We start from the raw sequence: 13,737 nt of genomic DNA on the forward strand, positions 1-13,737 counted from the left end.
GGAGCACCCGCGCGTGGCTGAAGCACCCATGCTCCGGCGCGCGCTGCACGGCGCCGGCCGCTGGCTGCATCGCTGGCAGAACTGGCTCGTCGGCGTGCTGCTCGTGTTCGGCATGCTGGCCGCATGCCGGCTGTGGCCGCATCCGCCGTTGCGCGACTGGAAGCCGTCGTCGGTCGCGGTGACGGACGCGCAGGGCCGGTTGCTGCGGCTGACGCTCGCGAAGGACGACCGCTACCGGCTGTGGGTGCCGCTCGACCGGATGTCGCCGCAGCTCGTCGAAGCGGTGATGCTGCACGAGGACCGCTGGTTCTGGTGGCACCCGGGCTTCAACCCGTACGGGCTCGCGCGCGGCGCGTGGATCACGTACGTACGCGGCGGCAATCCGCAGGGCGGCTCGACGCTGACGATGCAGCTCGCCCGCTCGCTGTGGAAGCTGAACACGCGCACGCCGGCCGGCAAGCTCGCGCAGGTCGCGCGTGCGATGCAGCTCGAACTGTTCTACTCGAAGCGGCAGATCCTCGAAGCCTATCTGAACGACGCGCCGTACGGCCGCAACGTCGAAGGCGCGGGCACCGCGAGCGTTGTCTATTTCGACCGGATGCCCGATGCGCTGACGCTGCCCGAAGCGCTCGCGCTCGCGGTGATTCCGCAGGACCCGGCGCGGCGCGTGCGTGGCGGGCAGGACGAGATCAACCGCGCGCTGGCGGCGTCGCGCAACCGGCTGTATGCGCGCTGGCTGACGGCGCATCCGGGCGATGCGTCGCTGAAGCCGCTGTTCGCATTGCCGCTCGCGATGCGGCCGCTGTCCGCGCTGCCGTTCGACGCGCCGCATGCGGTTGCGCAGGCGCTCGCCGCGCGCAGCGCGTGGCGCGCGACGTCGGGCGGCGCGGCGGACGACAGCGATGCCGGCGCGCGGCTCGCGACGACGCTCGACCTCGACCTGCAACGCACGCTGGAGCGGCAGATCGCACGCTATGTCGCGCGCAACGATACGCGCGGCGTGCGCAACGCGGCGGCCATCCTCGTCGATACGCGCGACATGGGCGTGAAGGCGCTCGTCGGCTCCGCGAACTTCTTCGACCGCTCGATCGACGGGCAGGTGAACGGCACGCTCGCGCGGCGCTCGCCGGGCTCCACGCTCAAGCCGTTCATCTATGCGCTCGGTTTCGACCAGGGTGTATTGCATCCGCAGACCGTGCTGCGCGACGTGCCGACTTCGTTCGGCCCGTACGCGCCGGAGAATTTCGACGGTCACTTCCTCGGGCCGATCACCGCGACCGATGCGCTGAACCGCAGCCGCAACGTGCCGGCCGTGTGGGTCGCGTCGCAGCTCAAGTCGCCCGACCTCTACCAGTTCCTGCAGGAAGCCGGCGTGCGCCGGCTCGCGAGCGCGCAACACTACGGGCTCGCACTCGTGCTCGGCGGCGGCGAAGTGACGATGCAGGATCTCGCGGCGCTGTACGCGATGCTCGCGAATCGCGGCGAGTTCCGGCCGCTGCGGCTGCGCGCGGACGAGCCGGCGCTGCCCGGCCGGCGCCTGCTGAGCGCCGACGCGAGCTACATGACGATGGACATGCTGCGCCAGCACTTGCGCCCCGACGAGACGAGCGGCGCGCAGCCGTCGAGCGTGCCCGTGTACTGGAAGACCGGCACGTCATGGTCGTTCCGCGATGCGTGGACGGCCGGCGTGTTCGGCCCCTATGTGCTGGTCGTGTGGGTCGGCAACTTCGACAATTCGACCAATACGGCGTTCGTCGGCGTCGATGCGGCCGCGCCGCTGTTCTTCCAGGTCGTCGATGCGCTGAATGCGGAGCGCACGCTCGTCGAGCCGCCGCGCGCGGTGCCGCCGCGGCTGAAGCGCGTGCGGATCTGCCTCGCGAGCGGCGATCTGCCGAACGAGTGGTGTCCGCAGCAGGGCTGGACGTGGTTCATGCCGGGCACGTCGCCGATTCGCGTGAGCACCGTGCACCGGCCCGTCGTGATCGACGACGCGACGGGGAAGGCCGCGTGCCCGCCGTACGACGGCAAGCGCACGCATACGGAAATCTTCGAGTTCTGGCCGTCGGATCTGCAGCAGGTGTTCGCGCAGGCGGGCATTCCGCGCCGGCGGCCGCCGCAGAATGCGGACTGTCGCGAGGCGGGGCAGGTCGAAGGCGATCCGCCCCGCATCACGTCGCCGCTGCGCGGCAGTACGTATGCGATGCGGGTGAAGCGCACGGAGGAGACGCGCATCGCGTTCAACGCGACGGCCGATGCGAGCGCGCATGCGCTGTACTGGTTCGTCAACGATGCGTATGTCGGCAGCAGTACGCCGGGCGATGCGCTGTTCTGGCAGCCGCGGACGGCCGGCAACTATACGGTGCGGGTGGTCGACGATCACGGGCGCAGCGATCAGCGGCCGTTGGGCGTGGGGTTGGAGCAGTAGGGGGCGGCAGTGTTTCCTTTGCTGCGTTTTTCAGTTGTCCGCTTTCGGCTATACCGGAGTGACCATGACACACCCTGTTTCGCAATCCGTCGACGGCTTGGCACGGCACACGCGCGCCGTCGCGCTGGTCGCGCTGATCCTGGGAAGCGCCGGCACGGCCTTCGCTGGCCAACTCGAGGATGCTGACAGGGCGTTTCAGCATGCGGACTACGCAACAGCCTTTGCACTTTGGCGCCCGCTTGCCGAACACGGCAACGCACGAGCGGAAGTCGGTCTGGGCAGACTCTACGACTCCGGATTTGGCGTGCCAAAAGATCACGCGCAAGCCACCGTCTGGTTTCAGAAAGCCGCGAATCAAGGTGACGCCGAAGGCGAATGCATCGTCGGTCTGGGATATGTGATTGGGGCCGGCGGCCAACCTCAGGATGTTTCGCGGGGAGTGGCCCTGATGAAGAAGGCCGTCGATCACGGAAATGCGGGATGTGCAAATCAGATCGGAGAACTCTATCGAAACGGTTTGTTTGGCGTACCCAAGGATCACGTCGAGGCAGTCGCATGGCATAGACGTGGCGCGGAGATGGGGGATGCGTTTGCCGAAGCGCGACTGGGGACAGACTATGAGCTCGGCATTGGCGTGCGTCAGGATTCCACGCTGGCTGCATACTGGCATGGAAAATTTGTAGAACACGTGCGCAAAGAGGCTGATCGAGGCGATGCCGTTGCGCAACTGATCTTGGGCGAATCCTATCAATGGGGCGGATCGGGCCTTGTCACGGACAAGGCTGCGGCCATGTATTGGTGCAAAAAGGCGGCGCAACAGAAGAGCCGCGTTGCAGATTCCGCCAAGCAATGCGTCGCGCAGATCGAACGGGCATCATTCGCTACCGAGTCAAAGTGACGATCGCGTTGGCGTCGTGAATGGCGGATCTCTGCGCTCCTCGATCGCGGAACGGGGCGGCAAGCGTCAACCGGAGGAACCGGTGCCCCGCCTTGACGCGCGTCCCGTCACCCCAGCTCGAACGACGTCACCCCGAACACACGATCGATCGCAATCGCGGGTGCGTGTTGCGTGTACATCCGCGCGGTTTCGAACACGCTCGTCATGCCGTGCCGTTCCGCCAGCGCAACGGCCGCGGGATTCGTTTCCGGTACGTCGAGCACGATGACCTCGCCGGGCATGCGTGCCGCCAGCGCACGAAACAGCCCGGTGGCGACATCTGCGTCATCGGCGAATAACGGGCCGATCTTGCAGCCGGCCTCGCAGCGTCGTATGACACCGTATCCGGCGATACGGCCGGCATCGACAGTTGCGAGCGCAATGGCATCCGGCTGCGCGATCCACGCCGAGATGAAATGTTCGCGCGCGGCGGGGAAACACTGGCGATCGTACGCGAGCAATTGCCCGAGCGGCACATCGGCCGCCGCAGTCACCAGCGCGCATCCGATACCGCTCACAAGCCCCTGATAGCGAATGTTGCGATATGCGAGCCGGAAGCCGGATTTCCGGTAGTTCGCCTGCTGCGCGACGACGCCATCGAGTCCGATGTTGCGTTCTCCAAGGTAGCGCATCCCGTGCTGCCAGATCCGCATGCCGAAGCCTTGGCCGCGAAACCCGGGTTTGACGATGTAGAGGCCGATGAAGCCGAAGCGGTCGTCGTAGGCGACGGCGGCGAGGCATGCGACCGGTTCGTTGCGCCAGACGCCAACGAAGAAGCCGGCCGGGTCGGCTTCCCTGAAGCAGGGCGGGTCATGCAGGCCGGGGTTCCAGCCTTCCGCGGCCGCCCATTCGACCGACAGGGCGACCTCGTCGGCCGACATGGTGCGCACGATGAAGTCTTCGTCTCGATCCATGGTTCGCCCTCGCGCTGCTGACCGAATCATCATAGTCGCGGGGGCGGCAATCGGCACGGGCATTTCATGCCGTCACCGGCGCGCGGGTTGCCGGTGGAAGCGGACGGGGCAGTCTGCGCTTCCTTCAACTGCCCCATCACCCGTCATCCGCCTTCGCCTGCAAATCCTTCAACCCCTGGATCACGACCAGCAGCGCGCGGCCGTGCTCGTCCGACCCGTCCCATGCGTCGACGATCGCGTCGCGCAGCAGGTCGTTATAGCGGCGGCGCGTCGGCTCCGTATCGACTCCATAGAAACTGCATAGCTTGGTGAATGGCGCGCTGCGGCGCAGCCGCCGCCCGTTCGATAGCCGCAGGCGCGACACGGTCGGCTGGCTGACCCCGGAAAGTCGCGCAATTTCGCTGGACGAGCGTGTATCTGCCATCAGGCGGCGCAACAGGTCTTGAACGGGAAAATCTTGGTCCGGGGCTTCCATGCGATGCATTATACCTATACAGTTACGGCTGTTGAATGGGCTTGCTGTCACCAGCGAGGCTGTATCCCGAGAAAGTTGATGACACTGAAACACCTCCCACCCACGTTCTGCTGGACCAAGATCGGTACCGAGTCCGGCGAGGAACTGCCGACCGTCGTGCTCCGCAAGGAATGGGAGCGCCGGCTCGGGGGCGGACGTTTTCTGTGGGGCATCAACCAGCCGCTCGGCAGCAGCGCGCAAGTCGCCGCGCATCGCACGGGCTCGCTGCTCGCGCTGTTTTCGCCGGTCGCATCGCGCCCGCGCGCGGGCGAGCGCAAGGACGCGCTGCTGTGGAATGCATGGGTCGACGCCAGTGGCCAGGTGCGGCCGTTGCCGCCGCATACGTTCATCGCCAGCCGCTCGACGTTGCCGTCGGGCCGGCGCCGCGAACAGCACTACGCGCTCGTGTGTGCGTCGTCCACCGCGCTGACGGTGGGTACGCAGTTGCGCGTGTTTCCCGATCACCTGCGCAGCGTGAGCACCGGCCAGCCGCTGGGTGCCGCACAGGGTGCGGCCGTGGTCGATTGCGTCGGGCGGGCGAAGGAGCAGACGGGCAAGAGCTACCCGCTCGCGCTGTCGGTCGAACTCGAGGCGCCGTATTTCGTGCGGCTTGCACAGCCGTGCGTGCTGAAGGCGCGCGATCTCGCGGAGGTGAACAAGGCGACGCGCGCGGGCGATTTCGATCGCTTCGTCGAGCTCGTCGCGCGCTTGCGCGGCCGTTCGCCGACGGATGCCGTGCGCGGCGTCACGCGCGATTTGTTCGACGTGCCGCCGATCGAAACGGCGGCCGCGTATGTTGCGCCCACGCATGCGGCGCGCTTGCGCAACCGGCCGGCAGCCGAGCATCCGCGCGATCTCACCGGCGACCTGTTCGACCTGTCGCCGGGCGAGGCGGCCGCGTTCGCGGGTCTTGCGCATCCGCGCATCGGGCGCGCGTGACGCCCGGCGCGAAGCTCATCGCGCAAGAATTTGTTGCAATCTCGCCGTAGCGGATCGGCGAGCGTAGAGGGACAATCGGCACGAAGCGCGCTGCGCGGCGGCCGATGCGTCGACACTCGATGGGTCGCGGTTCACGCCGCCGACATGCGCACCACGCACACTGAGCGTCGGCGTGCTTCACACTGCAATCCTGAGGGAGGAGTGTCGATGTCGACCCACATCTGTTCGCGGGAAGCGCAGGCCGCACAACGCTTCGTCGAAGCCACGCGCAACGTCGATCAGGCGTTTCGCGCGGTGCGCGGCGAAAGCGACGACGACGCTTCGTCGGCCGAATACGCACGCGCGATGTCGCGCCTCGATTGCGCGCTCGACGAGCTGGCGCGTGCACAGGAATGCTTCGATCGCGTCGTCGGCGCAGGCGCTGCGCACGGCAACTGACCATTCGTCGCTGCTGCTTGATTCGCGCGTCGGACGACGCGCGTGCCTCTTCATGCCGGGCGTGTCGCCCGGCATGTCCGTTCATCCTCCCGTTCCGGCTTCAGACCTGGCGGCCTTCGACCGGATAGCCGGGATCGGTATAGCCGTGCGTCGATACGTGCCCGGGCGGCACGAGTGCATCGACGAACCGTTCGTCGTCGGGGCCGAGTTCGAGCGTCAGCGCATCGATGTAGCTGTCCCAGTGCGCTTCGGTGCGCGGCCCCGCGATCGTCGAACTGACGATGCGGTTCTTCATCACCCATGCGAGCGCGAACGCGACCGGCGTCGTGCCGCGCGCGGCCGCATGCGCAGCCACCTGCTGCGCGATATGCAACGATTCGGGGCGCCATTCCGTTTGCTGGATGCGCCGGTCGCCACGGCCGGCGCGCGAATCGGCGGGCGGTTGCGCAGCCATCGCGTATTTGCCGGTCAGCACGCCGCGCGCGAGCGGGCTGTACGGCACGACGCCGATCCCGTAATGCGCGGCGGCAGGAAGCTGTTCGACCTCGGCCGTGCGATCGACGAGGTTGTACAGCGGTTCGCTCGCGACCGGACGATCGATGCCGAGCTGATCCGCGAGCCGCACGATCTCGGCGATGCGCCAGCCCTTGAAGTTCGACAGTCCGAAGTAACGCACCTTGCCCTGCCGGATCAGGTCGGCGATCGCGCGCATGCCTTCGTCGAGCGGCGCGTCGGTCAGCGCGCGATGGAAATAGAGGATGTCGATGTAATCGGTACCGAGCCGCTTCAGGCTCGCGTCGACCGATTCGACGATCCATTTCCTCGACTGGCCCTGCCGGTTCGGCCCGGCGTCCGGCCCGCCCGGATAGCCGAACTTCGTCGCGACGATCCAGCTGTCGCGACGCGGCGCGATCGCGCGGCCGACGACCTGTTCCGAGCGGCCGGCGTGATAGACGTCGGCCGTGTCGATGAAATTGACGCCCTGGTCGAATGCCTTGTCGATGATGCGCGCCGACGTCGCTTCGTCGGTCTCGCCGCCGAACATCATTGCGCCGAGACACAGCGGCGACACCTTCAGCGCGCTGCGCCCGAGATAGCGGTAATCCATGTGAGGCTCCATGCAGGCGTGCGCCTGCCGGTTGAATGAAGGGCCGCGCTCAAACGCCGGCTTCGTCGAACACGCGTTGTGCGATCGGCAGCGCCGAGCTTGCGGTCGGCCAGCCCGAGTAGAACGCGAGGTGCGTGATCGCCTCGATCAGCTCGTCACGCGTGAGGCCGTTGTCGAGCGCTTTCTTCAGGTGGAACGGCAGTTCGTTCACGCGATACAGCGACACGAGGCTGGCGACCGTGACGAGGCTGCGGTCGCGCGGCGACAGGCCGGCACGCTGCCAGACGTCGCCGAACAGCACGTTGTCGGTGTAGTCGGCTAGCGCGGGCGCAATCGCGCCGAATGCCTTGTGCGCGGGGGAAGTCGGTTCGGACATCGAGGGCTCCGGAGAACGTGGGGAATACCGGCGATGGTAGTCACCGACGCGTCTATCGATAATCCCCAACAATTCGCATGCACTTATCGACCGGATTCATGAATCGCGGCGGGTGGGCGATATCCGCGGTTCGGCCCGGTCCGGCTCAGGCTCACGCTCACGCGCGAATTCGCAGCGCCTCGACGATCACCGCGAGCGCACGCGACGACTGCCGCCGGCTGGCGTAATACAGGTGATGGCCGGGGAACGTCGGGCACCAGTCGTCGAGCACGCTGTCGAGGCGGCCCGCTTCGACGTGCGGCGCCGCGAGTTCGGCGGGCACGTACGCGAGCCCGTAGCCCGCGAGCGCCGCGTCGAGCATTTCGTACGTGCCGTTGAACGTGACTTGCCCGTCGACGCGCACTTGCAGCGCCTCGTCGCCGCGTGCGAGTTCCCACGCATACAGCGCGCCGTGCGTCGGCAGGCGCAGGTTGATGCAGTCGTGCGTGACGAGATCCTGCGGCGTGCCGGGCCGCGCACGTTCCGCGAAATACGCGGGCGCGCCGACGATCGCCATCTTCAGGTCGGGCGAGATGCGCACGGCGATCATGTCCTTCGCGACCTGGTCGCCGAGCCGCACGCCGATGTCGAAGCGTGCCGCGACGATGTCGGACAGCCCGTAGTCGGTCACGAACTCGACCTTCAGGTCGCGATAGTCGCGCAGCATCGGCGCGAGCTTCGGCCACAGCAGCGTGCGGATCACATAATCGGTCGCGTTGATGCGCACGGTGCCGGCCGGCTTGTCGCGCAGCTCCGCGAGCGCGGACAGCTCGGCCTCGATTTCGTCGAAGCGCGGCGCGAGGTTTTGCAGCAGGCGTTCACCGGCTTCGGTCGGCGCGACGCTGCGCGTCGTGCGCGTGAGCAGCCGCACGCCGAGGCGCGTTTCGAGCGAACGGATCGTATGACTGAGCGCCGATTGCGACACGCCGAGCCGGGCGGCCGCACGCGTGAAGCTGCGCTCGCGCGCGACGGCGATGAAGGCGAGCAGGTCCGCAAAGTTGTCGCGCGGCATGGAAGGAGTCGGGTGGTCGATTCCAGCGCATCGTATCACCGCGTTCGGCGGGCCGCGCGGCGGCGCGGCGCGTGCGTCAGCCCGCGCGCGTCATGCCCGGCGCAGCGGGCGCGGGGCGGTACGCGTAGCCGCGATGCTGGAACGAGGACGCGAAGAACCGCATCTGGTAGCGGATCGCGTTCGACCAGTAATCCCAGGTATGACCGCCGGGCCGTTCCGTGTAGTCGTGCGGCACGCCGAGCGCGACGAGCCGTTCGTGCAGCGCGCGGTTCGAGCCGACGAACGAATCGTCGCGGCCGCAATCGATCGTCAGGTCGAGATGCGCGCGCACGAACGCACGCGCGCTTTCGACGATCACGTTGCGATTCCAGAACGACGGATGGCGGCCGGGATCGCCGAACACGTGGTCGATGCCGGGCTCGTCCTCGCAGCAGCGCGGATCGACCGCGCCGCTGATGCTGCCGACCGCGCCGAACGTGTCGGGCCGGTCGAGCGCGATGCGCAGCGCGCCGAAGCCGCCCATGCTGAGCCCCGTGATCGCGCGCGCGTGCTGGGTCGCGATCGTGCGGAAATGGAGGTCGACATAGGACACGACTTCGTCGCCGATGAAGGTTTCGTAGCGGCTGCCCGAATCGAACGGGCTGTCGATGTACCAGCTTTCGTGTCCGCCGTCGGGCATCACGAGGATCACGTGATAGCGGTCGGCCAGCGCGGCGATGCGCGTGTTCGACGTCCAGTCGGTATGGTCGCCGCCCGAGCCGTGCAGCAGATAGACGACCGGATAGCGTTCGTCGCCGCGGTTGCTGCGCGCGTAATCGTCGGGCAGCACGACGGTCGCCTTGAGCGTCTCGCTCATCGCGGCGCTCGGGATCGCGACGACCCGCGCATGGAACGCGAAGGCAGGGCTCGCGACGGCGATCAGCAGAAGCAGCCAGAAGGTACGTGCCAGGTTCATCGATCCTCGCATGTGTCGACCCAGTCCGGCGCGGAGCGCCGGGAAAACCCTGTTCCGGCGACTCTAGCAACCGCGCCTTTCAACCATATTTCGGCGAATCCTACGGGTTGTCAGGCAGGCGGCGCGCATGCAATGCGCTCGATGGCGGCGCGCAACGCGTCGGGCCGCTCGGCCGGGATCAGGTGCCCGCAGCGCCCGATTGTCTCGAAGCCGGCGCAGCGTGCGAGCGCCCAGTCGGGCACATGCCAGCCCGCGCGCGAGCGTTCTCCGGCGACCAGCCAGACGGGGTGGCGCTCGAACACCTTCTCGAGCACCGGCAGGTAGCCCGCATCGCCCGTCGTCGCGACCACCGAGCGGCCCATCGCGCGCAGCGTCGATGCCGGCTGGTGCGCGAGCCAGCGGCGCGCGTCGTCGAGCTGGCCCGGCGACGGTGCGTCGATCGCGCCACGCAGCCAGTCGAGCGGGGCCGCGCGCAGGCCGATCAGCATGGCATCGGCTTCGCCGGGCGTCATGCGGCCGACCGATGCCGACCAGAACGCGTCGTCGAGCGTGAAATTGCCTTCGACGTTGACGATGTACCGCACGCGTTCGGGGTGCGCATGCGCGAACAGCATCGCGATTGCACCACCGACCGAGTGGCCGACGATATCGACCGGCTGCGCGCCGAAATGTGCGTCGATGGTTTGTCGCACGTGCTCGACCTGCGCATCGAGCGAGATCGCATCGAACGGCACCGCGCGATACGCGCCGTAGCCGAGCAGGTCGGGGCAAAGATGCGGGCCGTTCCAGTCGCGCACGTCGAACGTGCCGATGAAACCGTGCACGAAGACGACGGGTGTGGGCCGGGTCATTCCGCGGCTCCGGAGGGCAGCGGCGGCAATTGGAGTTCGGCGAGCAGTTCGTCGAGTTCCAGCACGTGCGTGCGGTCGTGATCGAGCAGTTCGCGCACGAGTTCGTCGAGCGACATGCGGCGGATGCCGTCGCGCAGACCGCAACGGGCGAGTTGCGACGGCTCCAGCGCGGCCGCGGTGGCGCACAGCGCGGCGCGGCCGGTGCGGAACGCCGCGACCGCGTGGTCGAGCGGCTGGGCGAGGTAGTCGCGTTGCGCGGCGAGCACGGTGCCGTCGACGGATGCGATCACCGGCAGCTCCGCCGTGCGCACGGCGTCGATGCGTTCGGCGAACACCGAGTCGAGATCGCGCAGGTGGCACGCATGTTCGACGAGCGAGAAGCCGGTACCGGCCGGGCGGCGCGTGGCCAGCGCGGCCGGCACATGCGAGGTATACGCGGCGAGCCGGTCGGGCATGCGCGCCAGCGCGGCGGCGACGTCGGCGAACGGCAGCCGGTGCGGAAACGGGCTGAACACCGCGCCATAGCTGAACAGCGCACCGCCGAGCCGCCCGCGCGCCTGCACGACCTCGTGACGGTGGCGGCGCATGACTTCCGCGACCATCGCGCCGCAGAACTGGCGGGCCGTCGTGTCGGTTTCGATTTCGGGGAATGTGCGCGCGATCTCGTCCTGGATCGCGCCGATCGCGGCCACGCCGACGCGCGACAGCGCCGCGAATTCCGGATAGCGCTCGGGTTGTGCAATCAGCGCCTCGAGCTGCATGCCGAGCGCGGTGGTGCGGAAACGGTCGAAACGGGAATGCATGGCGAACCGGCCCTGGCTAGTAACGTATCAAAACGATACGTTACTAGCCAGGGCCGCGTCAACTGCCCGGCGCTAACCGGCGAGCGCCGTGAGCAGCTGGTTCCGGACGATCGCGGTCGCCAGCGGCTGGCGGCCGAATTCGTACCACCCGATGTGACGCCGCCACGTCGCGCCCGGAATCGGCTTCACGAACAGCAGCGGATCGTCGCTCCACGCGGCGTGCCGCAGGCGCGGCACGATCGTCACGCCGACGTTCTGCCGCACGAGATCGGCGATTGCGGCGATCGAGTTCATTTCGAGCACGGGATTCACCTCGACGTGCAGGCGGCGCAGCAGGCTCGTGACATGCCGTCCGGTCGGCGACGCGGCTTCGAAGCCGATGAACGGATGACGCTTGAGCAGCGACGCCACCGATGCATCGGCCGGCGCGAGCGCCGGGTTGGCCAGCAGCACGAGCGGCTCGTCATACAGGTACTCCCACGATTCGGGCAGCGTGGTCGCGCGCGGCTCGCCGATCAGCACGGCCGCATCGATCTCGCCGGCGCGTACCTGGCGCTCCAGTTCCGGGCTGCCACCGTGCGTGAGCCGCACGTTCAGGCCCGGATACTGCACTTTCAGCCGGATCACGTTGGCCGCGAGAAACCCCATCGACGACACCGTCGCCCCGATCGTGATCGACCCTTCGATGCTGTGCTGCCCGCTCACGCCGCGCACCAGCGAGTCGTACGCGGCCACCACCGAGCGCGCCTGCTCGAGGATCGAACGGCCGGCATCGTTCAGCTGCACGCTGCGCCCGCTGCGGTCGAACAACTGCCGCTGGCATACGCGCTCCAGCGTGCGCATCTGCGCGCCGACCGCCGCGTGCGTCAGCGCCATGCGGTCGGCCGCGGCGGCCATCGTGCCGTGTTTCTCGATGGCCAGGAACGTCCTCAGCATTCGAATCTCGCTCATCCCTCTCTCCTGGAAGCCGTCCGGCAACGTGCGCGCGCAGCGCGTTCGACCGGTGTCGCGATGCGCCGGATGATCGCACGAAACTAAAAAAAATCTTTCGTTTATGGAAAGAAAATAACGCTTTTTATTTTGTTTATCGCGCCCGAGAATCGTTTCGTCCGATTCAGCGCAAGGAGTGTTTCGATGTCGTCCATCCAGCCTTTTCCCTTCGTCAGCGTGTCCGGCAAGCCGTACGAGCGGGGCGTGCAATACGGCCGTGCCGTCGCGGCGCGCGTACGCCTGAGTGCGTCGCGTTACGGGCAGACGCTGCGCAACCTCGGCTACGGCGCGGCCGCGCAGGCAGCGTTCATCCGCTCGCTCGAACAGGCGATCGGCGCGTTCCAGCCGGCCTGTCTCGACGAGATGCGCGGCATTGCCGACGGGGCCGATGTGGCGTTCGACGACATCGTGCTCGTCAATGCACGTACGGAAGTGCTCGCGAAGGCGCGCGCGGAGCACGCGCTGCCGGCCGGTGCGGACGCCGAGGACGAAGATGGCTGCACCGGCGTGCTCGTGCTGCCGTCGCGTTCGGCGACCGGCAAGCTGATCCACGCGCAGAACTGGGACTGGAAAGCCGACTGCGTCGATACCGGCATCGTGCTGCGCGTGCATAACGACGACGGCCCCGACTTCCTGACGTTCGTCGAGGCGGGCGGGCTCGCGCGCAGCGGGCTGAACGCGAGCGGCGTGTCGATCACCGCGAACTATCTCGAATCCGACCGCGATTTCACGCAAACCGGCGTGCCGCTGTCGCTGCTGCGCCGGCGCGTGCTCGAGGAGCCGGTGTTCGCGAATGCGCTGCGCGTGATCGCGACGACGCCGAAGTCGTGCTCGAACAACATCATGCTCGGCATGGCCGACGGCTTCGGCATCGATTTCGAATGCGCGCCGGACGAGGCGTTTCCGGTCTATCCCGGCGACGACGACCTGATCGTCCATGCGAACCACTGGGTCAGCCCGGTCGCGCGCACGAAGCTGCGCGACACGGGGTGCGAGAACTCGCCCGACAGCTACTACCGCGACTGGCGTGTGCGCCGGCTGCTCGGTGCGCTGCCGAAGATCGACCGCCAGGCGGTCAGCGCGGCGCTGTTCGACGACTTCGGCGCGCCGTACTCGGTCTGCCGGCCGCCGCGCCCCGGCACGCGCCACACGCTGTCGGCGACGGTCGCGATGATCGTCATGCAGCCGGGCGACGGGGAGATGGACGTCGCGCCGATGCCCGCGCTCAACCGGGTGTTCACGCGCTACAGCCTGACGCGCGAGCCGCTTCGCGAAGCGGCCTGAACGGCGGCCGCCGCCCGCACGCGATCCAGCACACCAGAATCATTCAGGAGACAGACAGATGTTCGATACCGCAACGACGCCGGCCGGTTCCGGCGAAGCCCGCGCAGAGGCGCTGTACGACCTCGGCTCGACCACGGTCTACGCGAGCCGGC

General features: G+C 67.8%; 14 protein-coding genes. 5 read left to right on the forward strand and 9 right to left on the reverse strand.

Annotated features, from left to right (window positions below):
* Positions 1–13 precede the first annotated feature (13 nt).
* Together pbpC and ACWMMN_RS19450 are read left to right on the forward strand one after the other, a co-directional pair.
* The gene (pbpC, locus tag ACWMMN_RS19445; RefSeq protein ID WP_340625719.1) at positions 14–2,425 is read left to right on the forward strand and encodes a penicillin-binding protein 1C; all 2,412 of its coding nucleotides are present in this window, start codon (positions 14–16) and stop codon (positions 2,423–2,425) included.
* 64 nt (positions 2,426–2,489) lie between these two features.
* The gene (locus ACWMMN_RS19450) at positions 2,490–3,323 is read left to right on the forward strand and encodes a tetratricopeptide repeat protein (RefSeq protein WP_486423811.1); all 834 of its coding nucleotides are present in this window, start codon (positions 2,490–2,492) and stop codon (positions 3,321–3,323) included.
* 107 nt (positions 3,324–3,430) lie between these two features.
* Here the strand turns inward: ACWMMN_RS19450 and ACWMMN_RS19455 are convergent, their stop codons facing one another.
* Together ACWMMN_RS19455 and ACWMMN_RS19460 are read right to left on the reverse strand one after the other, a co-directional pair.
* Positions 3,431–4,276 (reverse strand): GNAT family N-acetyltransferase, encoded by an 846-nt coding sequence (locus tag ACWMMN_RS19455; protein ID WP_486424081.1) that lies wholly within the window; start codon positions 4,274–4,276, stop codon positions 3,431–3,433.
* Between the two features lie 136 nt (positions 4,277–4,412).
* The gene (locus tag ACWMMN_RS19460) at positions 4,413–4,751 is read right to left on the reverse strand and encodes a helix-turn-helix domain-containing protein (RefSeq protein ID WP_174993850.1); all 339 of its coding nucleotides are present in this window, start codon (positions 4,749–4,751) and stop codon (positions 4,413–4,415) included.
* A gap of 78 nt (positions 4,752–4,829) precedes the next feature.
* Here ACWMMN_RS19460 and ACWMMN_RS19465 point away from each other — a divergent pair, with 78 nt between their 5' ends.
* Positions 4,830–5,729, forward strand: coding sequence for a hypothetical protein (locus ACWMMN_RS19465; RefSeq protein ID WP_059239147.1), 900 nt, complete (start codon positions 4,830–4,832; stop codon positions 5,727–5,729).
* A gap of 207 nt (positions 5,730–5,936) precedes the next feature.
* A complete protein-coding gene (locus ACWMMN_RS19470; protein ID WP_059240912.1) occupies positions 5,937–6,167 on the forward strand; it encodes a hypothetical protein in 231 nt (76 codons plus the stop codon).
* A 100-nt stretch (positions 6,168–6,267) separates the two neighbouring features.
* Here ACWMMN_RS19470 and ACWMMN_RS19475 read toward each other — a convergent pair whose 3' ends face one another.
* The 7 genes from ACWMMN_RS19475 to ACWMMN_RS19505 all read right to left on the reverse strand — a co-directional run bounded on the left by ACWMMN_RS19475 (position 6,268) and on the right by ACWMMN_RS19505 (position 12,262).
* Complete coding sequence (locus tag ACWMMN_RS19475; protein ID WP_059239150.1) at positions 6,268–7,275, reverse strand: aldo/keto reductase; 1,008 nt, start codon at positions 7,273–7,275, stop codon at positions 6,268–6,270.
* A 49-nt stretch (positions 7,276–7,324) separates the two neighbouring features.
* The gene (locus ACWMMN_RS19480) at positions 7,325–7,651 is read right to left on the reverse strand and encodes a carboxymuconolactone decarboxylase family protein (protein WP_059239151.1); all 327 of its coding nucleotides are present in this window, start codon (positions 7,649–7,651) and stop codon (positions 7,325–7,327) included.
* Between the two features lie 157 nt (positions 7,652–7,808).
* Positions 7,809–8,702, reverse strand: coding sequence for a LysR family transcriptional regulator (locus tag ACWMMN_RS19485; RefSeq protein WP_059239153.1), 894 nt, complete (start codon positions 8,700–8,702; stop codon positions 7,809–7,811).
* 76 nt (positions 8,703–8,778) lie between these two features.
* A complete protein-coding gene (locus ACWMMN_RS19490) occupies positions 8,779–9,657 on the reverse strand; it encodes an alpha/beta hydrolase (RefSeq protein WP_196486614.1) in 879 nt (292 codons plus the stop codon).
* 110 nt (positions 9,658–9,767) lie between these two features.
* Positions 9,768–10,508: an alpha/beta fold hydrolase gene (locus ACWMMN_RS19495; protein ID WP_059239158.1), complete on the reverse strand. Its 741-nt coding sequence runs from the start codon at positions 10,506–10,508 to the stop codon at positions 9,768–9,770.
* Positions 10,505–11,311 carry a DinB family protein gene (locus ACWMMN_RS19500; protein ID WP_486423812.1) on the reverse strand — a complete coding sequence of 269 codons (807 nt, stop codon included), beginning with the start codon at positions 11,309–11,311 and terminating at the stop codon, positions 10,505–10,507. The genes ACWMMN_RS19495 and ACWMMN_RS19500 overlap by 4 nt, the downstream gene beginning before the upstream one ends.
* 72 nt (positions 11,312–11,383) lie before the next feature.
* Entirely contained in the window at positions 11,384–12,262 is an 879-nt protein-coding gene (locus ACWMMN_RS19505) for a LysR substrate-binding domain-containing protein (protein ID WP_226196209.1), read from the reverse strand.
* Positions 12,263–12,445: 183 nt separating this feature from the next.
* On the opposite strand from ACWMMN_RS19505, the gene ACWMMN_RS19510 reads away from it, so the two are divergent.
* Positions 12,446–13,585, forward strand: a complete 1,140-nt coding sequence (locus ACWMMN_RS19510; RefSeq protein ID WP_059239164.1) for a C45 family autoproteolytic acyltransferase/hydrolase — start codon at positions 12,446–12,448, stop codon at positions 13,583–13,585.
* The last annotated feature ends 152 nt before the right edge of the window (positions 13,586–13,737 follow it).

Source organism: Burkholderia cepacia complex sp. TUM26381 (assembly GCF_057439935.1).

What these genes read in the sequence shown, in the direction of transcription:
- ACWMMN_RS19470 (WP_059240912.1), top strand. Translation starts at nt 5,937, where the DNA reads ATGTCGACCCACATCTGTTCGCGGGAAGCGCAGGCCGCACAACGCTTC.
- ACWMMN_RS19475 (WP_059239150.1), bottom strand. Translation starts at nt 7,275, where the DNA reads ATGGATTACCGCTATCTCGGGCGCAGCGCGCTGAAGGTGTCGCCGCTG.
- ACWMMN_RS19480 (WP_059239151.1), bottom strand. Translation starts at nt 7,651, where the DNA reads ATGTCCGAACCGACTTCCCCCGCGCACAAGGCATTCGGCGCGATTGCG.
- ACWMMN_RS19495 (WP_059239158.1), bottom strand. Translation starts at nt 10,508, where the DNA reads ATGACCCGGCCCACACCCGTCGTCTTCGTGCACGGTTTCATCGGCACG.
- ACWMMN_RS19505 (WP_226196209.1), bottom strand. Translation starts at nt 12,262, where the DNA reads ATGAGCGAGATTCGAATGCTGAGGACGTTCCTGGCCATCGAGAAACAC.
- ACWMMN_RS19455 (WP_486424081.1), bottom strand. Translation starts at nt 4,276, where the DNA reads ATGGATCGAGACGAAGACTTCATCGTGCGCACCATGTCGGCCGACGAG.
- ACWMMN_RS19490 (WP_196486614.1), bottom strand. Translation starts at nt 9,657, where the DNA reads ATGAACCTGGCACGTACCTTCTGGCTGCTTCTGCTGATCGCCGTCGCG.
- ACWMMN_RS19460 (WP_174993850.1), bottom strand. Translation starts at nt 4,751, where the DNA reads ATGGAAGCCCCGGACCAAGATTTTCCCGTTCAAGACCTGTTGCGCCGC.
- ACWMMN_RS19485 (WP_059239153.1), bottom strand. Translation starts at nt 8,702, where the DNA reads ATGCCGCGCGACAACTTTGCGGACCTGCTCGCCTTCATCGCCGTCGCG.
- ACWMMN_RS19450 (WP_486423811.1), top strand. Translation starts at nt 2,490, where the DNA reads ATGACACACCCTGTTTCGCAATCCGTCGACGGCTTGGCACGGCACACG.
- ACWMMN_RS19510 (WP_059239164.1), top strand. Translation starts at nt 12,446, where the DNA reads ATGTCGTCCATCCAGCCTTTTCCCTTCGTCAGCGTGTCCGGCAAGCCG.
- ACWMMN_RS19465 (WP_059239147.1), top strand. Translation starts at nt 4,830, where the DNA reads ATGACACTGAAACACCTCCCACCCACGTTCTGCTGGACCAAGATCGGT.
- ACWMMN_RS19500 (WP_486423812.1), bottom strand. Translation starts at nt 11,311, where the DNA reads ATGCATTCCCGTTTCGACCGTTTCCGCACCACCGCGCTCGGCATGCAG.